Origin of the sequence: Pseudomonas putida W15Oct28 (assembly GCF_000708715.2) — a bacterium.
GTDB classification, from domain to species: Bacteria; Pseudomonadota; Gammaproteobacteria; order Pseudomonadales; family Pseudomonadaceae; genus Aquipseudomonas; species Aquipseudomonas putida_R.
Window position 1 is genome coordinate 16,774 of the sequence record NZ_JENB01000022.1, and the last position, 21,964, is coordinate 38,737.

The window sequence follows — 21,964 nt, forward strand, 5'->3', positions numbered from 1 at the left end:
CCGGCCTTCGAAATCCCGTGATGGTCCAGTTGGAGTCGGCAATGCGTAAAGACAAGAAACAGGTAATCGGCGACGAAATCAGCGACGACTACATCAAGTCGTACCTTCAGTTCGAACCGGCCGATGGCGTGACCTCGTCGTCGCTGCACAAGCTGGTCAAGGCCTACCGTGGGCTGCGCGTCGACGATTTCGAGCGCTTTGTCGGCTTCTTCGTCGAGGCTGGCCTGGACCTTGATGGCAAGGACGAGCACGGCAAGACCTTCGTCGAGCAAATTGCCGACCAGCGCAATGCACCTGAGTACATCGAGATCATCGACAAGGCCCGCGGCTGATCTTAAACCTGTCCCGGCCCTTTCGCGGGCTCGCCCGCTCCCACAGGGATAGTGCAGAGCCTGCGGGCAGCGCCGAAGCTGTGGGAGCGGGCAAGCCCGCGAAGAGGCCGGCACAGGCTGATAGAGATCCAGGCACAAAAAAACGCCCCGAGGGGCGTTTTTTCGTTACCGGGCAGTTCAGGCGTAGTGCTTGGCCGCCGGGCTGCTTTCCGCCAGGTCCAGCGCCACGTCGTTGTCGGCACTGATCTTCTGGTACAGGGCGGCATCGGTCGCCAGGGTCTTCTCGCGCGCCGGGAAGATTTCCTTGAGCTTGGCAGCCCAGGCACCTTTGGCCTGCTCGGGGAAGCAGCGTTCGATCAGTTCCAGCATGATCGACACGGTCACCGAAGCGCCTGGCGAAGCGCCAAGCAGTGCGGCCAGGCTGCCGTCCTGGGCCGAGACCAGTTCGGTACCAAACTGCAGTACGCCGCCTTTTTTCGGGTCTTTCTTGATGATCTGCACACGCTGACCAGCCACTTCCAGGCGCCAGTCTTCGGCCTTGGCCTGCGGATAGAAACGACGCAGGGCTTCAAGGCGCTGCTCCATCGACTGCATCACTTCGCTGACCAGGTACTTGGTCAGGTCCATGTTGTCACGGGCCACGGCCAGCATCGGGCCGATGTTGCCCATGCGCACCGACAGCGGCAGGTCCATCAGCGAACCGTGCTTGAGGAACTTGGTGGTGAAGCCGGCGTACGGGCCGAACAGCAGCGAAGTCTTGCCGTCCACCACGCGGGTATCCAGGTGCGGTACCGACATCGGCGGGGCACCCACGGCGGCCTGGCTGTAGACCTTGGCCTGGTGCTGCTTGACGATTTCCGGGTTGTCGCAACGCAGCCACTGGCCGCTGACCGGGAAGCCGCCGAAGCCTTTGCTTTCCGGGATGCCGGACACTTGCAGCAGCGGCAGGGCCGCGCCGCCGGCGCCGAGGAAGACAAAGCGAGCGTCGACTTCGCGGCTGCCGCCGCTGTTGACGTCCTTGATGCTGACGGTCCAGCCGCTGCCGTTACGGCGCAGGCCGACAACCTTCTTGCTGTACTTCACCTGCGCGTCCGGCGAGTCGCCCAGCAGCTTGAGCAGCTTGTTGGTCAGGGCGCCGAAGTTGACGTCGGTGCCTTTGGCTACACGGGTAGCTGCAATCTGCTGGTCGGCCGGGCGGCCTGGCATCATCAGCGGCATCCACTCGTTCATCACCGCCTTGTCTTCGGTGTATTCCATATCAGCGAAGGCATGGTGCTGCTTGAGCAGCTCGAAGCGCTTCTTGAGGAAGGAAACACCCTTGTCACCCTCGACGTAGCTCAGGTGCGGGACAGGGTTGATGAACGCACGCGCCGCGCCGAAGTTGCCCTTCTTGCTCAGGTAGGCCCAGAACTGGCGCGACACCTCGAACTGGGCGTTGATGTGCACGGCCTTCTTGATGTCGATGCTGCCATCGGCGGCCTGGGGCGTGTAGTTAAGCTCGCACAGACCAGCGTGGCCGGTGCCTGCGTTGTTCCAGGGGTTGGAGCTTTCCGCGGCTCCGGAGTCCATCGCCTCGACGACCTCAAGCTTCAGGGTCGGGTCAAGCTCCTTCAGCAGTACGGCCAGGGTGGCACTCATGATGCCCGCGCCTACCAGTACTACATCAACCGATTCGTTCTGCGCCATTTAACGCGTCTCCACAATCTACAGCTACCTAATTGACAGCATAGGACCCGGGGTAGCCAGGGTCGCCATGTCCGACTTTTCGCAGTTCTTGCAACTTCCGCGGACACCGCCAATCAGTCTTCGGGTTCAGCTATTGAACGCCGTTTGCCACGGGTGCGGCAATTCGACTTATGGTCAAGGTGTCGTGCGTGCGTTATGGAACGGTTCAGACACTCATACGGGATGAGCGCATTTGCCGCCTGTTCAGGGCTGTTCGGGACACATCTGCCGCTTTTGCACATGCCAGACTGTTCATTTGCTCGCCACACTCTTGTGAAGTTGTGAAAACCGTTTTTTCACGCTCTTTTGGAGACGTGAACCTCAAAAGGGGACTGCGCGATGGCAACCCGCAGGTTCATGCAGTGTGAAGGGCCGGAAAAGCAGGCACGACAGCCGATGCAAGACCTGAGTGGAAGGCTCTCTGTGGGCGAAGCGGGTGAAGTTGCCGGGGTCAATCGGCGAGTGCGGGGCCCGATCAGGAGACGTCCTTATAATCGGGGGGAGATTATAGCGATGTCGCGGGCAGAAATGTCGCCATTCGTGGTTTTTATTGCAGCGTTTGTCAGGCCGCGAGGATGCGCTGGTGCCAGCGGCGGCTTGCGCGGGCGCAAACCCGGGCGTCGGCGGGCAGCTCGCGGCCCAGCCAGGCCAGCCGGATTTCACCGACCTGGACCCAGCCGCTGCCGCTTGGCACCTGGCGGCATTGCTTGAAAGCCAGGCATTTGCCTTGGCCATCGAGGCGGGCGTAGGTGTTGTGGCGCGGGCGTTGGAAGAGCAGAGTCCAGAGCGAGGCCATGGCGGCGAGTCCTTTGCGTGAGGGCTTGGCGCAAGGATAAGGGCGTGGCCATGAAACGATTGTGACAAGCGGTGCGGGCCGATGACTGGTCTGTGCCTGGCTAGGTATACTGTGGGCCTTTGCCGCATTTTCTGGAGAAACGCGCATGTTGCAACGTCTGTTGTTCGGTTTGATTGCCGTGGCCAGCCTCAGCCTGGTCGGTTGTGCCCACAGCCCGCAACAACTCAACCCGCAACCCACGCTCAAGGCCCAGCTTGCCCCGGTAGGCCACGGCCAGCCGGTGGTGGTCCGGGTGGTTGACGGCCGGGCCTCGCAATCCCTGGGCACCCGTGGTGGCATGTACCCCGAGACCAGCACCATCAGCGTCAGCGGTAACGATGTGGTGCCAAAGCTGCAGGCCCAGGCCGAAGCTGCCGTGCGCCTGCTCGGCTTCACCCCGACGCCGAACGCCGCTAATGCACCACAGCTGACCGTGACCTTGGCCGAGTTGAAGTATCAGTCGCCCAAAGACAACCTGTACGTGACCGAGGCCACCATCGGTGCCACCTTCCGTGCTGACGTGCGCAATGGCGGCCGCAGCTACAGCGGCCGTTACGGCGCTTCGCTGGACCAGCGTTTCGGCATGGCGCCGAACCAGGACACCAACACCCAACTGGTGGGCGATGTGCTGAGCGATGCGCTGACCCGCCTGTTCAAGGACGCGACCATCGGGCAGGTGCTGGGCCAGTAAGCTTCATGCTTTAAACGAAAACCCGCTGCCTGAGTGCCAGGCAGCGGGTTTTTTGTTGTCTGTGCGGGCCTCTTCGCGGCGAAAGCCGCTCCCACAGGTGCGGCGCAGACCTTGAGTTTGGTGCGGTCCCTGTGGGAGCGGGTTCACCCGCGAAAGGGCCGGCACAGGCTCAAGCGGCTTCTATGTGGAAATCCAGCAAGCTGAAGCCCGTCCCGGCATCCACCTCCGGCAAATCTTCATGCACATGCCCACCCAGCGCACAGTAGACCAGCCACTGGCGGTCCTGCACATTGATGGCAAAACCATCGATCAGCGCCTGTTGTTCATCGCTCTGGGCAACGAGGTAGAGGCGGTCCTGGTTTTCGGCGTGCAGCATGAACAAGCTCCGGGTCATGAGAGGCCGACAGGGTGGCCTGTTCAGATGACGAGCGAATGACAGATGAAATTTAATGACACTTTGTCGCCCATGCCGGGCGCCGAACAGCGACTTGGGTAGAATGCGGGCCTTTGCCGCTGCTCACACCGAGGTTGCGTGATGTCCTTGCAAGTGCTCTGGGGGTTCCTGGCCGCCCACCCCACCAAGTTGATCAACCTGCTGGCGCTGCTGCTGACCTGCCCGGGCGGGTTGCTGCTGCACAGCGCGCGGCGGCGCCAGGCCGAGACCCGCGAATACATGGCGGTGGATGAGGGGGTGGTGGACGCGTTCGACCTGCGGGTGCCCAAGTACTTCTACATCCTCGGGTTCGCTTGCCTGGCGATGGCGCTGCTGCTGTCCTGGTTCAGTACCTGGATCTGAGAAATTGGGGCCGCTTTGCGGCCCATCGCGACACAAGGCCGCTCCCACAAGAGATCGCGTTCCCCTGTAGGAGCGGCCTTGTGTCGCGATGGGCTGCAAAGCAGCCCCGGCAATCTTTCAGGCTACGGGTGCCTGCTGCCTGACCTGGTACTGGTTACGCACCGGCGTCGCATACTGCAACACCAGGTAAGGCCGCTGCTCTTCAGGGCACGCATCCAGGCGGCGCTGCCATTCTTCCCTGGCCTTGGCCAGCTCGTCCGCCGGGAACACCTTTTCGGCACTCGGCACCTGCAGCGCCTCATCCTTGCTGTCCCACATCGCATACGCCAGGTAATGCACCGGGAACAGGCGGTAGCTGCCAAGGATCTGCCGGTCGATTTCCGCCGCCAGTTGCTTGGTGTCCTCGTGGTACGCGGTCACCGGCGGGGTGAACGTGATGTGCACCCGGCCCTTGTAGCCGGTAATGCCCTTGGCGATGCTGTTGTCATCTTCGCCGGGCGCCTTCTTGTAGGTACCGGTGGTGGCGCGGATGTACAGCTCGCGGGCCTTGGCCTGGTCGCACGGGTCGTATTCGTAGCTGATCGACACCGGCGTCAGGTTCAGGCTCTGGATCACCGCACCGAACGGCTCGTCCTTGCGGCTCATGTGGAACATCTTGAGGATCGCCGAATCGGTGCGGTCGTCACCGTCCTTGGCTCGGCCTTCGGCCTGGGCGATCCAGATCGACGTGGCGTCGTTGCGGATCGAGTGGCTGATGTAGGCCGAGAGCAGCTGATAGGCCGCCAGCTTCTCGCGGCGCCCGCTGATCGAACGGTGCACGATGAAGCTTTTGTTCAGGCGCATCATGTCGCTGACAAAGGGCTTTTGCAGCAGGTTGTCACCAATGGCAATGCGCGGGGTGGGCAAGCCTGCGTGGTACACCGCATAGTTGACGAAGGCCGGGTCCATGACGATGTCACGGTGGTTGGCCAGGAACAGGTAGGCGGTGCCGGCCTTGAGCTGTTCCACGCCCGAATAGGTAACGCCGTCGGTGGCGCGGTCGATGGTCTGGTCGACGTAGTACTCGACTTTGTCCTGCAGGGTCGAAACGCAGGTGACGCCGGCGAATTCCTTGCGCAGGCAGCGGGCAATCAGCGGCTTGAGCAACCAGCCGAGGGCCCCGGCCGCACGCGGGAAGCGGAAGTGGGTGAGGATATCGAGGAATGCCGGGTCGCTGAGCAGGCGTGCCAGAACGGCAGGTACCTCAGCGTCGTCGTACGGTCGGATGGCATCGAATTCGCCCATCATGCTCTCTTGTTGGAAACGGCTAGGGTAATAAGGTAGGGGCGGGCTCCGAAAAACGGCTCGGACACACACAGGCCCTGTAAACAGACCGGCAATTATACGCATAAGTCACCCCGGAGGCCGCGATGCTGGAAACTGCGAACTACGATTGCCCTTATTGTGGCGAGGAAGTCGAAACCACAGTGGACCTGTCCGGTGGCGATCAGGAGTACATCGAGGACTGCCAAGTGTGCTGCAAGCCTATCCGCTTCGTGCTGCAGGTTCATGGCGAGGAGTGGATGCTGGACGTCTTCGGTGAGAATGACTGATGCGGCGTATCTACGAACCTGAAAACCTGCTCGAAGCCGAAATGCTGGTCGGTATGCTGGCCAGTGAAGGCATCAGCGTGCAGCTGGTGGGACGTGACTTGATGGGGGGTGTGGGCGAACTGCCCATGCAAGGCCTGCTCGGGCTTGCGGTGGCGGATGAGCAGGCCGAGTACGCACGGCAGCTGATCGATGCGTACAATGATGCCCAGCCACTGGTTGGCGACGAACCGGAGAGCTTCCCCGGTACCTTGATCTGCTAGGTTCTGAATTCGCCCATGTGTGGACGTTATGCCCTGTTTCGCTGGCCCCAGGCGCTTGCCAGCCTGCCTGGCTTCCCCGAAGGCCAGCCGGCCCAATGGAACATTTCGCCCGGGGCTTCGGTGTTGATCCAGCGCCAGCTCGATGGCCAGCAGCAACTGGCCAAGGCGCGCTGGGGGCTTACCCCGGCCTGGCTCACAGACCTGTCCCGCACCCCCGCGCATGCCCGCGCCGAAACCCTGGTCGAGCAGCCAATGTTTCGCGATGCATTTCGCCAGCGTCGTTGCCTGATGCCGGCCAACGGCTTTTACGAGTGGCGTGGCAACGTGCGTAAACGCCCGTACTGGTTGACCCCGGGGGAGGGCTCGTCGCTGTATTTTGCAGCAGTGTGGGAGGCCTACCCGGTGCAGGACCAGGTGTGGCTGAGCTGTGCGGTGGTGACCCAGGCCGCCATGAACCAGCGTCGGCCGCTGATACTGGACGAGGCCGGGCAGGCGGCGTGGCTTGACCCGGATACGCCGGTTACCCGCTTGCACGAGTTGCTGGCCAGCCCGCCGGCAACGCTACGAGAGCGTGCCTTGGCCAATTTCGTCAATGACCCGAAGCTGGATGCGCCGGAGTGCCTGACCCCGGCTTGAAGTGTTGCCTGTACCGGCCTCTTCGCGGGCACGCCCGCTCCCACAGGTTGTTCGGTATGCCTGGGAAATGAAATACCTGTGGGAGCGGGCGTGCCCGCGAAGAGGCCGGTGCAGGCGAAGAAAATCTTCCCTGCGGCTATGGCGGCACCAAGCGACTCGGCCTAGGATACGCCGCATGTGGATAGGGAGTGTTTTCATGCGTAAGTCTTTTGTCGTCAGCCTGTTGAGTGCTGGCATCCTGCTGGCCGGCTGCCAGGCGGTGAACACCACCAGCGGCGGCGCTGTCGGCGTGCAGCGCCAGCAGTACATGTTCAGCATGCTCTCGACCGATGAGGTCAACCAGATGTATGCCCAGTCGTACCAGCAGACCCTGGGTGAGGCATCGAACAAAGGTGTGCTCGACAAGTCCAGTGCCGATGCCAAGCGCGTACAGGTCATCGCCAACCGCCTGATCGCCCAGGCGCCCAAGTTCCGCCCGGATGCCGCGCAATGGAACTGGGAAGTCAACGTGATCAAGAGCGACGAGCTGAACGCCAACTGCGGGCCGGGCGGCAAGATCATTGTCTACACCGGGCTGATCGATCAGCTCAAGCTCACCGATGCGGAAATCGCCGCGGTGGTGGGGCACGAGATTGCCCACGCCCTGCGTGAGCACAGCCGCGAGGCCATGTCCAAGGCGTACGGCGTGGAAATGGCCCGTCAGGGGGCCGGTGCCATCTTCGGTCTCGGCCAAGGCAGCATGGCCATGGCCGACACCGTGGTGAACTACGCCATGACCCTGCCCAACAGCCGGGCCAACGAGAACGAGGCCGACCTGATTGGCCTGGAGCTGTCGGCGCGTGCCGGCTACGACCCGAATGCCGCGATCACCTTGTGGAACAAGATGAGCAAGGCTTCCGAAGGCGCACCGCCTGAGTTCATGAGCACTCACCCGGCGTCCGCCAGCCGCATTGCTTCGCTGCAGGCGGCGATTCCGAAGGTGATGCCGCTGTACCAGGCAGCGGCCAAGCAGTAAGGCCGCAAGGGGCTGCTTTGCAGCCCTTTCGCGGCACAAGGCCGCTCCTACACCGGTACGCGATCCCCTGTAGGAGCGGCCTTGTGCCGCGAAAGGGGCGCGAAGCGGCCCCGTTTTTTTCAGTTAGCCCAACCAGCCACTGGCCTTCATCGCCGAGTACACGGCCACGATTGCCAGCACGAAGAACGCCGTGGCCGCCAGGCGACGGATCAGGGTCAACGGCAGTTTGTCTGCCGCAAAGTTACCCGCCAATACCACCGGCACGTTGGCAATCAGCATGCCCAGCGTGGTGCCGATAATGACCATGATCAGGTGTGGGTACTGCGCCGCCAGCATCACGGTGGCGACCTGGGTCTTGTCACCGATTTCGGCCAGGAAGAACGCGATCAGCGTGGTCAGGAACGGCCCGAAGCGGCGTGCCGGGTTTTCGTCGTCATCCATCTTGTCCGGGACCAGGGTCCACAGGGCAGTGGCCGTGAAGCTGGCGGCCAGGATCCAGTGCAGCGCCGAGTTGCTGAAAAAGCTACCAACCCATGCGCCCACGGCGCCGGCGGCGGCATGGTTGGCCAAGGTGGCGGCGACGATACCGGCAATGATCGGCCAGGGCTTGCGGAAGCGGGCAGCGAGAATGAGCGCGAGCAATTGCGTCTTGTCGCCGATTTCGGCCAAGGCAACGATGGCGGTGGGGACCAGCAGAGATTCCAGCATCAGGTTTCCTACGGGGGCGGGTCGACACGGCTATGACACGTACAGCCTCCCCGCCCCGGGTAAGGTGTGCGTGTCATAGGTCTTGTCAAACCCTGGATCCGTCTCTGCGGATCTCTCCATGCAGGCTGGCATGGTGGGTCGCACGCGCCATGGTCTGTTGACCAAGTATGTTGACGCGTACCGGGCGAGCTGGGTGCTCGCGGGAGACTACTCCCCTAGGACGGTGCGGATTCTGCCTAGGCAAAACGCTTTCGGCAAGCGCTGTTTTTATCCGCGTGTTGCCTGATAGATCCGGAAACCGTCAGCGTCGGCGCGCACCTGGCAGTTGCCCAGCGCCCCTTCGATCAGCGGCTGGTAGCGCAGGAAGCTGTTGGCAACAAGGCGCATTTCGCCGCCTTTTCGCAGATGAACGGCCGATTTTTTCAGCAGGTTTTCCGAAGCCTGGTAATTGGTGTGCACCCCGGTGTGGAACGGCGGGTTGCTCAGGATCAGGCTCAGCTCGGTCGGTGCCGCGTCGATACCATCACCGCTGATCACCTCGCCTTCCAGGCCGTTGGCCGCCAGCGTCAGGCGGCTGGCCGCCACGGCGAAGGCATCCACGTCCAGCAGCGTTACCCGGCTTTGTGGGTAGCGGCGCTTGACCGTTGCGCCCAATACCCCGGCGCCACAGCCGAAGTCCAGCACATGCCCGCTCGGCAGGCCGTCGAGGTGCTTGAGCAGCAGGGCGGTACCGCGGTCGAGGCGCCCGTGGCTGAATACGCCAGGCAGGCTGACCACTTGCAACGGGCCGTCTTCAAGGGCCAGTTCGAAGCGTTCGGCCAGGCTTTCCAGCGGCTTGGCCTCGGGCGCCTGCTCGATGGTGACTTGCCACAGCTGGCAGTGTCGGGCGCTGTCCAGCTTGCGCGGTTTGCCAAAGGCCTGCAGCTGTTTGGCAGCGCCTTCGATGCCGCCGCGCTTTTCGCCGACCAGGTACAGCTCGCGGCCGGCCAGGCGCGACGCCAGGGCATTGAGCAGGTAGGCAGCCAGCTCGCGGGACTTTGGCAGGAACAGCACGGCGCTGTCGAAGGTCACTTCAGGCGGTTCGACACCATGGTGGCTGCGGCCGGCAAAGCGGCTGTCGAGCAGGGCCTGATCGCCTGCGTGCCACGTCCAGGCCTGGGCCTGTGGCAATTGGCCGAGCAGGCCATCGGCGGGGGCGCCGGCGATCAGCAGCGGCCCCTGGAACAGCTCTGCCTGGCGGAGCAATACTTCACTGCGCGGGTCCATGGACGACGCCTCCTGAAAAAGTGGCGCAGTGTAGCAGAGGCGGGCGCCCCGCTCAGCTGACCACGCGGCGTGGCTGGCCGGCGAAGAAGGCCTGGGCATTCTCGCTGAGCTGGCCGACGATGCGTTGGCGCGATTCCACTGCCCCCCAGGCGCTGTGCGGGGTGATGATCAGGCGCGGGATGCCGGGTGCGAGCAACGGGTTGCCGTTGACCGGTGGCTCCACGCTGAGCACGTCGGTGGCCGCGCCGCCCAGGTGACCACTGCGCAGGGCATCGGCCAGCGCCTGTTCGTCGATCAGGCCGCCACGGGCGGTGTTGACCACCAGCGCACCAGGCTTGAGCTGAGCCAGTTCGTGGGCACCGAGCATGTGCCGGGTGTGCTCGTTCAGCGGGCAGTGCAGGGTCAGGGCATCGACTTGTGGCAGCAGTTCGTCCAGCGGCAGGCGGTCGGCGCGCTCCGGCCGGCCGGGTATCTGCCCGCTCAGCACGCGCATGCCGAAGGCTTCGGCCAGCCGCGCCACCGCGCCGCCCAGTTCGCCGTGGCCGAGCAGGCCGAGGGTTTTGCCTTCCAGCTCGACGATGGGGAAGTCCAGCAGGCAGAACTGGCTGGCCTTGGCCCACTGGCCGTCCGCCACCGCCTGGTTGTAGTCGCACAGGCGGGTGGCCAGGGCCAGCAGCAGGGCGAGGGTGTGCTGCGCGACGGACGGCGTGCCGTAGCCCTGGCAGTTGCACACCGTGATGCCCTGGGCGCGCGCTGCTGCCAGGTCGACATTGTTGGTGCCGGTGGCGGCCACCAGAATCAGCTTGAGCTGTGGGTTGGCGGCCAGGGTCGCGGCGTCGAGCATGACCTTGTTGCTGACCACCGCCACGGCGCCCTGCAGGCGCTCTGCGACCTGATCCGGACGGGTAGCGGCGAACAGCTCGAACTCATCGAACTGGCTTCGTAGCGGGGAAAGGTCGAGGTCACCGAGGTCCAGGGATTGGTGATCGAGAAACACGGCGCGACGCGGGCTGGGCATCAGTAAGGCTCCGTTGGCAGGGCAGGGATGATCCATCACCCGGACAATGCCACTCATACCCCGTGCAGCCAAATCATTCCTTCGGCTGATTTAGCCGTCACATTCGCGAACTACAGTAGTTACCAGATTTGTCCGGCACGCTTTTCAGAAAAGGGATACCCATGCTGCAGACCCGCATCATAAAGCCCGCCGAGGGCGCCTACGACTACCCGCTGCTGATCAAACGCCTTTTGATGTCCGGCAGCCGCTATGAAAAGACCCGCGAAATCGTCTACCGCGACCAGTTGCGCCTGACGTACCCGCAGCTCAACGAGCGCATCGCGCGCCTGGCGAACGTGCTGACCGAGGCCGGGGTAAAGGCCGGTGACACGGTGGCGGTAATGGACTGGGACAGCCACCGCTACCTGGAGTGCATGTTCGCCATCCCGATGATTGGCGCCGTTGTGCACACCATCAACGTGCGCCTGTCGCCCGAGCAGATCCTTTACACCATGAACCACGCCGAAGACCGCGTGGTGCTGGTCAACAGCGATTTCGTCGGCCTCTACCAGGCCATTGCCGGGCAACTGACCACCGTCGACAAGACCCTGTTGCTGACCGATGGCCCGGACAAGACCGCCGAGCTGCCCGGCCTGGTGGGCGAGTACGAGCAACTGCTGGCAGCCGCCAGCCCGCGCTACGACTTCCCGGACTTCGACGAAAACTCGGTGGCCACCACCTTCTACACCACCGGCACCACCGGCAACCCCAAGGGCGTGTACTTCACCCATCGGCAATTGGTACTGCACACCTTGGCCGAAGCGTCGGTCACCGGCAGCATCGACAGCGTGCGCCTGCTGGGCAGCAACGACGTGTACATGCCCATCACCCCGATGTTCCATGTGCATGCCTGGGGCATTCCGTACGCCGCCACCATGCTTGGCATGAAACAGGTGTACCCAGGGCGCTACGAGCCGGACATGCTGGTCAAGTTGTGGCGCGAAGAAAAGGTCACGTTCTCCCATTGTGTGCCGACCATCCTGCAGATGCTGCTCAACTGCCCGAACGCGCAAGGGCAGGACTTCGGCGGCTGGAAGATCATCATCGGCGGCAGCTCGCTCAACCGTTCGCTGTACCAGGCTGCCTTGGCGCGTGGCATCCAGCTGACCGCCGCGTATGGCATGTCCGAAACCTGCCCGCTGATCGCCGCTGCGCACCTGAACGACGAGCTGCAGGCCGGCAGCGAGGATGAGCGCGTCACCTACCGCATCAAGGCCGGTGTGCCGGTGCCGCTGGTCGAGGCGGCCATTGTCGATGGCGACGGCAACTTCCTGCCGGCAGACGGCGAAACCCAGGGCGAGCTGGTGCTGCGCGCGCCGTGGCTGACCATGGGTTACTTCAAGGAGCCGGAAAAGAGCGAGGAGCTGTGGCAGGGGGGCTGGTTGCACACCGGCGACGTCGCCACCCTGGACGGCATGGGCTACATCGACATTCGTGACCGCATCAAGGATGTGATCAAGACCGGTGGCGAGTGGGTTTCCTCGCTCGACCTGGAAGACCTGATCAGCCGTCACCCGGCCGTGCGCGAAGTGGCGGTGGTGGGGGTGGCCGACCCGCAGTGGGGCGAGCGCCCGTTTGCCCTGCTGGTGGTGCGCGACAGCCAGGCCATCGATGCCAAGGCGCTCAAGGACCATCTCAAGCCATTTGTCGAGCAAGGGCACATCAACAAGTGGGCGATTCCTAGCCAGATTGCCGTTGTTACTGAAATTCCCAAGACCAGTGTCGGCAAGCTCGACAAGAAACGCATCCGCCAGGACATCGTCCAGTGGCAGGCCAGCAACAGCGCGTTCCTTTCCACGCTGTAACCGCCGTGCGGGTCGCGAACGTCAGAACGCGACCCGCACGCTAGAGGCCCCGGCGCCTTGCCAAATGGCAGAAATGCGCCATCCTTGAGCTCTGCCAGCCCGCAACCGGGACAACACTGCAGCGAGTTGGCGGCATGGAGCGCAAATCACACTTTAGAGGGATCAAGCGCCTGTGCCTTGCTGGCTATAGTCGGGGCCAGGGGATTTTCAGGAATGGGGGAGGGCGATACGCGCAAGCCGTGTCGCCGCAGGTGCAAACCTGCAAACCGGTCGCTCGGGCCGTTCTTGAAAGGACTCACTGCCATAACAATAAAGTACATGGAGTAGCGTCGATGAAATCTGCAAACCTGTTCTGGCGCCGGGCCAAGTTGCCTCTGGCCGTCAGCCTTGCTTCCACGCTCGCAAGTCCTGCTTTCGCTGTCAGTTTCAACATTGGTGAAATCGAAGGCCAGTTTGACTCGTCGCTCTCCATTGGCGCCAGCTGGTCGACGGCCAACCCCAACAAGAACCTGATCGGGGTAAACAACGGCGGCAAGGGCCTGTCGCAGACCTCCGACGATGGCCACCTGAACTTCAAGAAGGGCGAAACGTTCTCCAAGATCTTCAAGGGCATCCATGACCTGGAGCTCAAGTACGGCGACACCGGCGTGTTCGTGCGTGGCAAGTACTGGTACGACTTCGAGCTGAAAGACGAAAGCCGCGAGTTCAAGGACATCAGCGACTCCAACCGCAAGGAAGGCGCCAAGTCGTCCGGCGCCGAACTGCTCGATGCGTTCGTCTATCACAACTATTCGATTGGCGACATGCCAGGCTCGGTGCGCCTGGGCAAACAGGTTGTCAGCTGGGGTGAAAGCACCTTCATCGGCGGCGGCATCAACTCGATCAACCCCATCGACGTGTCGGCGTTCCGCCGCCCTGGGGCCGAGATCAAGGAAGGCCTGATCCCGGTCAACATGTTCTACATCTCCCAGAGCCTGACCGATAACCTGTCGGCCGAGGCCTTCTACCAGATCGAGTGGGACCAGACGGTCGTCGACAACTGCGGCACGTTCTTCTCCCAGCCAGACATCATCGCAGACGGCTGTACCGACAACCTGCGCGTGCTCAACAGCAGCCGCACGGTACCAGGCGCGGCCCAGCAGTTCCTCGCCTCCCGGGGCGTGGACATCAACGAGGAAGGGGTGATGGTGCGCCGCGGCGCCGACCGTGATGCCCGCGACAGCGGCCAGTTCGGCGTGGCACTGCGCTATATGTTCGACCCGCTGGACACCGAGTTCGGTGCCTACTTCATGAACTACCACAGCCGCGCGCCGATCTTCAGCGCCACCGGCGCCCCAGCCTCGGTGTTCGCCGGCCTCAGCGCGCTGCCTGCACAATTGCGGGCGCTGGCACCGCTGATTGTGGCCGGTAACTCCGAGTACTTCGTCGAGTACCCCGAGGACATTCGCCTGTACGGCCTGAGCTTCTCCACTACGCTGCCTACGGGTACGGCCTGGAGTGGTGAGGTCAGCTATCGCCCCAATGCCCCCGTGCAGCTCAATACCACCGATATCCTGTTCTCGGGCGTGCGTCCGATTGGTGGCGCACTGACCAACGCTTCGCTGCTCACCGGTACCCCTGGCCAAGACCTGCACGGCTACCGTCGCAAGGAAATCACTCAGTTCCAGACCACGCTGACGCACTTCTTCGACCAGGTCATGGGCGCCAGCCGCATGACCGTGGTGGGCGAACTTGGGGTCACCCACGTCGGCGGCCTGGAAAACGCACGCGAGACCCGCTATGGCCGTGACCCGGTATTCGGGCCTGGCCCGCTGCCTGCCACTGGCGGTGCGGACACCTGCCAGGCGCTCAATGCCAGCACCATCGCCGGCGCAGGTGCCGGGGCATCCACCACCAACCTGAATCGCAAATGCGAGAACGACGGCTACACCACCAGCACCTCGTGGGGTTACCGCGCCCGGGTCATCTGGGACTACAACGACGTCTTCGCCGGGGTCAACCTCAAGCCCAGCGTGGCCTGGTCGCATGACGTGTCCGGCTATTCGCCCGGCCCTGGCGCCAACTTCGAGGAAGGCCGCAAGGCGGTCAGCCTGGGCCTGGACGCCGAGTACCAGAACACCTACACCGCGAGCCTGTCGTACACCAACTTCTTCGACGGCAAGTACAGCACCGTGGATGACCGTGACTTTGTCGCGCTCAGCTTCGGCGTGAACTTCTAAGCATACAGATCCAGGACGACACGACATGAACAAGACCAGAAGTCTGCTGCAAGCCGGTGTACTGGGCCTGTCCCTGCTGGCGACCAGCGTCATGGCTGCGGTATCCGCCGACGAGGCGGCCAAGCTGGGCAGTACCCTGACCCCGATGGGCGCGGAGAAGGCCGGCAACGCCGATGGCTCGATCGGCCCGTGGGAGCCGCTGTCGAAGAGTGCGGGCAGCGTCGACGGCAAGGGCTTTTTGGCCGACCCGTATGGCAGTGAAAAGCCGCTGTTCACCATCACCGCGCAGAACGCCGATCAGTACAAGGACAAGCTTTCGCCGGGCCAGCTGGCCATGTTCAAGCGCTACCCGGAAACCTTCAGGATTCCGGTATTCAAAACCCATCGCGGCTCCACGGTCCCTGCCGACGTGTTCGCTGCCATCAAGAAAAACGCCACCCAGACCACGCTGGTGGAAGGCGGCAACGGCTTGAACAACTTCGACACGGCGGTGCCGTTTCCGATCCCGAAAAGCGGCCTGGAAGTGATCTGGAACCACATCACCCGCTATCGGGGGGGCAGTGTCAGCCGCCTGGTAACCCAGGCCACGCCGCAGCAGAACGGCTCTTTCAACCCGGTGTACTTCTCCGACCAGTTCGTCTTCCGCGACAAGATGAAGGATTACGACCCCAGCAACCCGGGTAACATCCTGTTCTACTTCAAGCAGGAAGTCACCGCGCCCGCGCGACTGGCCGGGACCGTGCTGCTGGTTCACGAAACCCTCGACCAGGTGAAGGAGCCGCGCAAGGCCTGGATCTACAACGCCGGCCAGCGTCGCGTACGCCAGGCACCGCAAGTGTCGTACGACGGCCCGGGTACCGCTGCCGACGGCCTGCGTACCTCGGACAACCTGGACATGTTCAACGGTGCGCCAGACCGCTACGACTGGAAGCTGGAAGGCAAGAAGGAGCTGTATATCGCCTCCAACGCCTTCAAGCTGGATGACCCCAAGCTGAAGTACGCCGACATCATCAAGGCCGGGCACATCAACCAGGACCTGTCCCGTTACGAACTGCGCCGCGTCTGGCACGTGGTCGCAACCCTCAAGCCGGGCCAGCGGCACATCTACGCCAAGCGTGACTTCTACATCGATGAAGACACCTGGCAGGCCGCAGTGATCGACCAGTACGACGGGCGTGGCCAGCTGTGGCGCGTTTCCGAAGCCCATTCCCAGCCGTATTACAACAAAGAGGTGCCTTGGTACACCCTGGAAACCATCTACGACCTGCAGTCGGGTCGTTACCTGGCCCTGGGCATGAAAAACGAAGAGAAGCGTGCCTACGACTTCGGCTTCAGTGCCAGCAAGGCTGACTTCCAGCCTGCGGCGTTGCGCCAGTCGGGTATTCGTTGATCTGAAAGCCCTTTACTCCGTGTGATCCCCAGAACGCCCCGGCTTGCCCGGGGCGTTTCTGTTTTCCTGTAATGGCCTCTTCGCGGGTAAACCCGCTCCCACAGGGATCGCACCCAGCCTCAGACATGCACGGTACCTGTAGGAGCGGGTTTACCCGCGAAGAGGCCAGTACAGGCAATAAATCTGCTGAATACCCACCCAAACCCCCGCCCCAGCCTTTGTCCATCAGTCATGTTGCTTTTTGTCGCAGTCTTTTCCGGGGCAATTGCGCCCATCATCTTCAAATGCGCTGCGTTACCGGCTAGTCTCGCAAGCATCCATACCGCCGTAGCCCTCCACCCAGAACGAGCCGGCCATGACAGATTTGTCCCGTACACATGGATTCGCCAGCCAGGCCCTGGGCCTGCTGGACGGGCGTTTCTTCCGGCCGCCGCTGCCGGACGGCCATGTGCCGCGCTTGCGCCTGTGTCAGCGTCTGCACGCCGGGCTTGGTGGCCGGTTGTTGCTGGTCAATGCCCCGGCGGGTTTCGGCAAAAGCTCCCTGGCCATCGAATTTTGCGAAGCGCTGCCCGAGCATTGGCGCAGCCTGTGGCTGGGCCTGAGCCAACGTGATGCCGACCCTGGCCGCTTTCTTGAACGCCTGCTCGAAGGCCTGCAGCAGTACTGCCCGGCACTGGGCGGGCAGGCCATGGGCTTGCTGAAAATGCGCCAGCGCCACCAGCCGTTCGCCTTCGAGGAATGGATCGACGGCCTGCTCGACGAGCTGGCGCTGTACCTGCAACCCGATACCCCTTTGCTGCTGGTACTGGACGACTATCACCTGGCCCAGGGGCCGGTACTCGACCGTTGCCTGCAGTTCTTTCTCAATCACCTGCCCGCCGGCCTGGTGTTGCTGGTTACCAGCCGCCAGCGCCCGGACTGGCACCTGGCGCGTTTGCGGCTGTCGCGCCAGCTTGTCGAACTGAACGAACAGGACTTGCGCCTCACCGCCGAAGAGTCGCTGGCGGTGATCGGCCGCCAGCCAACGGGCCTGCGCGGCCAGGCACTGGACAACCTGATCCAGCGCAGCGACGGTTGGGTGGCCGGTTTGCGCTTCTGGCAACTGGCAGCCAGCGAGTCGGCGGACGAGCAAGCCTTGCCCCAGGCCTTGCATGGCGGCGAAGGCCTGATCCGCGACTACCTGCTTGAAGAAGTCATCGACATGCTGCCCGCCGACGTACAGGCGTTCCTGTACGACACGGCCTGCCAGGAACGCTTCTGCGCCCCGTTGTGCGATGCCTTGCGTGGCCGCCACGACAGCGCCGCAGTGCTGCGCTTTCTGCAGGCGCACCAGGTGTTCCTGGTGCCGCTGGACGAGCATGGGCACTGGTTCCGCTACCATCACCTGTTCTCCGATCTGCTGCGCAGCCGGCAGGCCAGCGAGCCACTGGCCGGTCTGCAGCTGCGTGCCTGTCGCTGGTTTGAAAAGCAGGGCCTGCTGGACGAAGCGGTGGAGCAGGCGCTGCGTGCCGGCCACCTCGATGTCGCTGCCGACCTGGTGCAGAGCCTGTCCGAGGAGCAACTGCTGGCTGAACAGAACGTCGGCATGTTGCTGCGCTGGAAGATGGACCTGCCCGACAGCCTGCTGATCAGCACGCCACGGTTGATCGTGCTGTACAGCTGGGCGTTGGGCCTGGCTTGCCAGTTGGACGCAGCCGAGGAGCTGGCCGGCTACCTCAGCCGCTTTCTGCCAGCGCCTTCGGCGACCGCGCAAAAGTCGATGCTGGCCCAGTGGCTGGCGCTGAGTGGGGTCATTGCCCGGGGCCGTGGCGACCGCGAGCGCACCCTGGCCTATTGCGGCGAAGCGTTGCAGAGCCTGCCGAGCAAGCGCTATGGCCAACGCCTGGTGTGCTTGTCGACGCTGTCCAACCTGGCCATTGCCGATGGCGACTTCTGGCGGGCCCGAGGCTGGAACCGCGAAGCCCTGGAGCTGGCCCAGCGAGTCGGCAACCCGTTGTTCGAGGCGCTGGCCCATTACGACCGGGCGCGGGTGCTGCACGCCCGTGGCGAGGTGCTGCGCGCACTGGATGAAGTACGCCAAGGGCTTCAGCGCCTGCAAGGGCTTTCGGCGCAGCGGCTGTATGCCGTGCGTGCGCGCCTGACACTTTACGAAGGTTACCTGCTGGTTTCGCGCCTGCAGCCGGCCCAGGGCCGTGCGCGTTTGCGCGCGGGGCTGGGCGAGGCGCGGGCCTGCCGGGATATCAGTGTGCTTATCGGCCATTGCGTGATTGCTACGCTCGATGGCCGGGAAGGGCACTTTGCCGAGGCCTTTGCCGAATTGGCCGAGGCCGAACGCCTGATGCATATCTGGGACGTTCCACCGGTCTACTACCTGGCCATGATTACCCTGGTCAAATGCGAACTGTGGCTGGCCCAGGGGCGTACCGACCTGGCCGAGTCCTGGTTGCTGCGCCTGGGCCAGACCTACGGCGGCGAGCAGCCGGCGGCAGCACCGGAGTTCCACCCGCTGCTGCCGTTGCACATTGCGTTACAGCAGGCATTGCTCGAGCGCATCCAGTTACGCGGTGACGACGCCGTGCAACGCCTGACAAGCCTGGTCGAGCGCGGCCAGGCCAGTGGCGGCATGATGCTCACCGTTAGCGCCCTGTGCCAATGGCTCGCCCTGTTGCTGGACGAAGGCCGGGAAGGGCAGGCCGCGCAGTTGCTTCCTGGCTTGCTGGAAGCCGCTCATGGCGGTGTGCTGCAACCGTTCCAGCCACTGCTGGAAAAGCACCCGCAATGGCTGCATGAGCAACTGCAGGCAGGTGCCGCCTGCCCGGTTCAAGCCGAACTGCTCAAGCGTCTGCCGCAGCAGCCAACCGCCACCACGGGCACCGGCGAAGCCCTGAGCGGCCGCGAACTGGCGGTGCTCGAACTGATTGCCCAGGGCTGTTCCAACCAGCAGATCAGCGAGCGGCTGTTCATTTCCCTGCACACGGTGAAGACCCACGCCAGCCACATAAACAGCAAGCTGGGGGTTGAGCGGCGCACCCAGGCGGTGGCCAAGGCCAAATCCCTGGGGGTGCTGGCGTGATACTGGCCCTGCAGGTCATTGCCCGCTAAAGTGCTGGCCTGAGGCCATGGATTACGGCCGGCAATGCTCTACCCTCATCTTTCCCGACCAGCTGCCGATACAGCGATCGGTGGCATCGCTTCGCGCGATTTTTCAATCATTCCAAGGCAGGTCGTGTTGATGCTGCAGTACGGGCAAAAAAGCTTTCTGATCGTCGACGACTTTACCGACTTTCGCACGTCGACCCGTTCCATGCTGCGCGAGTTGGGCGTGCGCGACGTGGACACCGCCGACAGCGGCGAGCAGGCGCTGCGCATGTGCGCGCAGAAGCGCTATGACTTCATCCTGCAGGACTTCCACCTGGGCGACGGCAAGAAAAACGGCCAGCAGGTGCTCGAAGACCTGATCATCGACAAGCACATCAGCCATGAGTGCGTGTTCATCATGGTCACCGCCGAGAGCAGCCAGGCCATTGTCCTCAGCGCCATCGAGCACGAGCCCGATGCCTACCTGACCAAACCGTTCAACCGGGTTGGCCTGGCCCAGCGCGTCGAGAAACTGTTCCAGCGCAAGACGCTGCTCAAGCCGATTTTGCAGGCGCTGGACCGCAATCGCCCGGCCGAAGTGCTGGCTGCCTGTGCTGAGCTGTGCAAGAAAGACCCGCGCCTGGCACCGCTGTGCCTGCGCTATCGGGCCGATGCCTTGCGCAACCTCAACCGCTTCGAGGAACTGGAAAAGTTCCTCAAGGCCATTCTGGCCAGCCGCCCGCAGCCTTGGGTGTACGCCGCGCTGGGCGCCCTGATGCACAAGCGTGGCCAGAATGCCCAGGCCCAGGGTGTGTACGAGCAGGCGCTCAAGGCGTTCCCGATCATGCCCGGTCTGTACGACGGCATGGCCGAAGTGCTGGTGGCTCAGGGCGATACCAGGCGCGCGCAAAACCTGCTTGAAGAAGCCGTGCGCCTGTCGCCTCTGTCGGTACGTCGGCAGTCGACGCTGGGCAAGCTGGCGCTGGAAAACGAAGACTTTGAGAGTGCGTCGAAGGCGTTCCGCCATGCAGTGAACCAGGGGCAGAGCTCACGCTACAAGGATGCTGAAAACAACCTTGGCCTGGTGCAGGCGCTGATGAGCAAGAACGCAGGCTTCGGCCTGGACGCCCGTACCCGGGTCGAGATCAACACCACGCTCAGCGAGGTGGCCAAGGAAAACCCCGAGGACCAGGGCTTGCAGGTGCGTGCGCGGATGATGAAGGCCGCCAGCCTGCAACAGGCGGGCGACCCGGAAACGGCCGGCAAGCTGACCGAACAGGCGATCCAGCGCCTGGACAAGATGAACCAGTTCTTCTCGGTCGATTCGGCCCTGACCGTTGCCGCACAGTTGCAGGCGATGGGGCAGGAAGCCGCTGCCCTCGGCGTGCTGAAGAACTGTGTGGAAAGTTATGGCGATGACCCCAAGGTCATGGAGAAAGTGGGCAAGCTGACGGACGACCCCAGCGTGCTCAACGCCATTACCGAAGCGGTCACCCTCAATCGCCAGGGTGTGCGCAGTTACCAGGGAGGGCAGCTTGGCGAGGCGTTGCAGATGTTCCGCAAGGCGCTGGGTATGCAGCCAAAAAACATCAGCATCGCCCTTAACACCGCCCAGGCGCTGCTGCGCATTGGCGGTGAAAATCCTCAGCCCGCGATCATGCAGGAATGCCAGGACGCCTTGACCAGCGTGGCCGGTATCCCTGTCAGCGACAATCGCTATGACCGTTACCGCAAACTGCACATCCGAGTGTTCGGCGCATGAATCAAGACAATCAGGGGCTGGATTTTTCCACGGTGATCGCCTCCACCGTGCACGACCTCAAAAGCTCTTTGTCAGCGCTGATCCAGTCCCACAGCCAGTGGATGGAACGCTTGCCCGAAGAGCTGCGCGGTGGTGCCGAGCAGGGAATCATGGAGCATGAGTTTCGCCACCTCAACGGCATGCTGGTGCAGTTGCTGGGCCTCTACAAACTGGGTATCAACCAGTTGCCGGTGTGCCCGGACTACCACGAACTGGACGATTTCATCGAAGCCCAGTTGGCGGCGCACCAGGAAGTGCTCAAGCACAACGACATCCTCGCCACCTGGCGTGTCGACACCGACAACCCGCTGGGCTTCTTCGACCGTGAACTGGTGGCCTCGGTAATCGCCAACGTCATCACCAACGCCACCCGCTTTGCCGGGCACGCCTTGCTGATCACCATCGAAGAGGCCGACAACCAGCTGGCCATCTGCGTGAACGATGACGGCCCGGGTTATCCAAAGCACATGCTCGAGCGCCAGGAGCAATACATCCAGGGCATCGACTCGACCAGCGGCAGCACTGGCCTTGGCCTGTACTTTGCGGCGCGGATCGCGGCACTGCATGAAAGCGGCGGGGTGCGCGGGCGGATCGAGATATCCAATGGCGGGGCGCTTGGGGGCGGGTTGTTCAGGTTGTTTTTGCCTTGAGAAAGACGGGCCGGTTACGGCTTGGATTGACACATCGCGCAATGCTTAAGGCGAGATCAGGGGCGACGCTTCGTCCGATGCTGTAGGAGCAATCTGATCTCTACCAAA

General features: G+C 63.2%; 20 protein-coding genes and 1 riboswitch. Of the genes, 13 read left to right on the forward strand and 7 right to left on the reverse strand.

Going from position 1 to position 21,964, the window contains the following annotated elements:
• Nucleotides 1-41: 41 nt before the first annotated feature.
• The gene (locus tag AK81_RS16705) at nt 42-332 is read left to right on the forward strand and encodes a PA4642 family protein (protein ID WP_043200522.1); all 291 of its coding nucleotides are present in this window, start codon (nt 42-44) and stop codon (nt 330-332) included.
• A gap of 177 nt (nt 333-509) precedes the next feature.
• On the opposite strand, the gene mqo is transcribed toward AK81_RS16705, so the two are convergent.
• Nucleotides 510-2,018, reverse strand: coding sequence for a malate dehydrogenase (quinone) (gene mqo / locus AK81_RS16710; RefSeq protein WP_043200524.1), 1,509 nt, complete (start codon nt 2,016-2,018; stop codon nt 510-512).
• A 601-nt stretch (nt 2,019-2,619) separates the two neighbouring features.
• Nucleotides 2,620-2,853, reverse strand: a complete 234-nt coding sequence (locus AK81_RS16715) for a hypothetical protein (RefSeq protein ID WP_043200526.1) — start codon at nt 2,851-2,853, stop codon at nt 2,620-2,622.
• A gap of 145 nt (nt 2,854-2,998) precedes the next feature.
• Between AK81_RS16715 and AK81_RS16720 the strand changes: the two genes are divergently transcribed.
• Nucleotides 2,999-3,583, forward strand: a complete 585-nt coding sequence (locus AK81_RS16720) for a YajG family lipoprotein (RefSeq protein WP_043200528.1) — start codon at nt 2,999-3,001, stop codon at nt 3,581-3,583.
• Between the two features lie 169 nt (nt 3,584-3,752).
• Here AK81_RS16720 and AK81_RS16725 read toward each other — a convergent pair whose 3' ends face one another.
• Nucleotides 3,753-3,959, reverse strand: coding sequence for a hypothetical protein (locus AK81_RS16725; protein ID WP_003247353.1), 207 nt, complete (start codon nt 3,957-3,959; stop codon nt 3,753-3,755).
• 159 nt (nt 3,960-4,118) lie between these two features.
• Between AK81_RS16725 and AK81_RS16730 the strand changes: the two genes are divergently transcribed.
• Nucleotides 4,119-4,379, forward strand: coding sequence for a hypothetical protein (locus AK81_RS16730; RefSeq protein ID WP_043200530.1), 261 nt, complete (start codon nt 4,119-4,121; stop codon nt 4,377-4,379).
• A gap of 117 nt (nt 4,380-4,496) precedes the next feature.
• On the opposite strand, the gene AK81_RS16735 is transcribed toward AK81_RS16730, so the two are convergent.
• Complete coding sequence (locus AK81_RS16735) at nt 4,497-5,663, reverse strand: 1-acyl-sn-glycerol-3-phosphate acyltransferase (protein ID WP_043200532.1); 1,167 nt, start codon at nt 5,661-5,663, stop codon at nt 4,497-4,499.
• Nucleotides 5,664-5,788: 125 nt separating this feature from the next.
• Between AK81_RS16735 and AK81_RS16740 the strand changes: the two genes are divergently transcribed.
• The 4 genes from AK81_RS16740 (at nt 5,789) to AK81_RS16755 (ending at nt 7,882) form a co-directional block, all read left to right on the forward strand.
• Nucleotides 5,789-5,971, forward strand: coding sequence for a CPXCG motif-containing cysteine-rich protein (locus AK81_RS16740; protein ID WP_019472473.1), 183 nt, complete (start codon nt 5,789-5,791; stop codon nt 5,969-5,971).
• Nucleotides 5,971-6,231 carry a DUF2007 domain-containing protein gene (locus AK81_RS16745; RefSeq protein WP_043200534.1) on the forward strand — a complete coding sequence of 87 codons (261 nt, stop codon included), beginning with the start codon at nt 5,971-5,973 and terminating at the stop codon, nt 6,229-6,231. Before AK81_RS16740 ends, AK81_RS16745 begins: the two co-directional genes overlap by 1 nt.
• Nucleotides 6,232-6,246: 15 nt before the next feature.
• A complete protein-coding gene (locus AK81_RS16750) occupies nt 6,247-6,867 on the forward strand; it encodes an SOS response-associated peptidase (protein WP_043200536.1) in 621 nt (206 codons plus the stop codon).
• A gap of 196 nt (nt 6,868-7,063) precedes the next feature.
• The gene (locus AK81_RS16755) at nt 7,064-7,882 is read left to right on the forward strand and encodes a M48 family metallopeptidase (protein WP_043200538.1); all 819 of its coding nucleotides are present in this window, start codon (nt 7,064-7,066) and stop codon (nt 7,880-7,882) included.
• Nucleotides 7,883-8,005: 123 nt separating this feature from the next.
• Here the strand turns inward: AK81_RS16755 and AK81_RS16760 are convergent, their stop codons facing one another.
• The 3 genes from AK81_RS16760 to AK81_RS16770 form a co-directional block, all read right to left on the reverse strand.
• Nucleotides 8,006-8,587 carry a TMEM165/GDT1 family protein gene (locus AK81_RS16760; RefSeq protein WP_193393770.1) on the reverse strand — a complete coding sequence of 194 codons (582 nt, stop codon included), beginning with the start codon at nt 8,585-8,587 and terminating at the stop codon, nt 8,006-8,008.
• A 90-nt stretch (nt 8,588-8,677) separates the two neighbouring features.
• A riboswitch (yybP-ykoY riboswitch) is annotated at nt 8,678-8,818 on the reverse strand.
• Between the two features lie 39 nt (nt 8,819-8,857).
• Complete coding sequence (locus tag AK81_RS16765; RefSeq protein ID WP_043200542.1) at nt 8,858-9,856, reverse strand: class I SAM-dependent methyltransferase; 999 nt, start codon at nt 9,854-9,856, stop codon at nt 8,858-8,860.
• Between the two features lie 52 nt (nt 9,857-9,908).
• A complete protein-coding gene (locus AK81_RS16770) occupies nt 9,909-10,874 on the reverse strand; it encodes a 2-hydroxyacid dehydrogenase (RefSeq protein ID WP_043200544.1) in 966 nt (321 codons plus the stop codon).
• Nucleotides 10,875-11,035: 161 nt separating this feature from the next.
• Between AK81_RS16770 and AK81_RS16775 the strand changes: the two genes are divergently transcribed.
• From AK81_RS16775 to AK81_RS16800, 6 genes are all read left to right on the forward strand, one after another.
• Nucleotides 11,036-12,718: a fatty acid--CoA ligase gene (locus AK81_RS16775; RefSeq protein WP_043200546.1), complete on the forward strand. Its 1,683-nt coding sequence runs from the start codon at nt 11,036-11,038 to the stop codon at nt 12,716-12,718.
• Nucleotides 12,719-13,050: 332 nt separating this feature from the next.
• On the forward strand, nt 13,051-14,937 hold the full coding sequence (locus AK81_RS16780) for a DUF1302 domain-containing protein (protein ID WP_043200547.1): 1,887 nt from the start codon (nt 13,051-13,053) through the stop codon (nt 14,935-14,937).
• A 25-nt stretch (nt 14,938-14,962) separates the two neighbouring features.
• Nucleotides 14,963-16,327: a DUF1329 domain-containing protein gene (locus AK81_RS16785; RefSeq protein WP_043200548.1), complete on the forward strand. Its 1,365-nt coding sequence runs from the start codon at nt 14,963-14,965 to the stop codon at nt 16,325-16,327.
• 355 nt (nt 16,328-16,682) lie between these two features.
• The gene (locus AK81_RS16790; RefSeq protein WP_043200549.1) at nt 16,683-19,400 is read left to right on the forward strand and encodes a LuxR C-terminal-related transcriptional regulator; all 2,718 of its coding nucleotides are present in this window, start codon (nt 16,683-16,685) and stop codon (nt 19,398-19,400) included.
• Nucleotides 19,401-19,559: 159 nt separating this feature from the next.
• Nucleotides 19,560-21,167, forward strand: a complete 1,608-nt coding sequence (locus AK81_RS16795; RefSeq protein ID WP_043200550.1) for a tetratricopeptide repeat-containing response regulator — start codon at nt 19,560-19,562, stop codon at nt 21,165-21,167.
• Nucleotides 21,164-21,856 (forward strand): sensor histidine kinase, encoded by a 693-nt coding sequence (locus AK81_RS16800; protein WP_016501468.1) that lies wholly within the window; start codon nt 21,164-21,166, stop codon nt 21,854-21,856. The genes AK81_RS16795 and AK81_RS16800 overlap by 4 nt, the downstream gene beginning before the upstream one ends.
• Nucleotides 21,857-21,964: the final 108 nt, after the last annotated feature.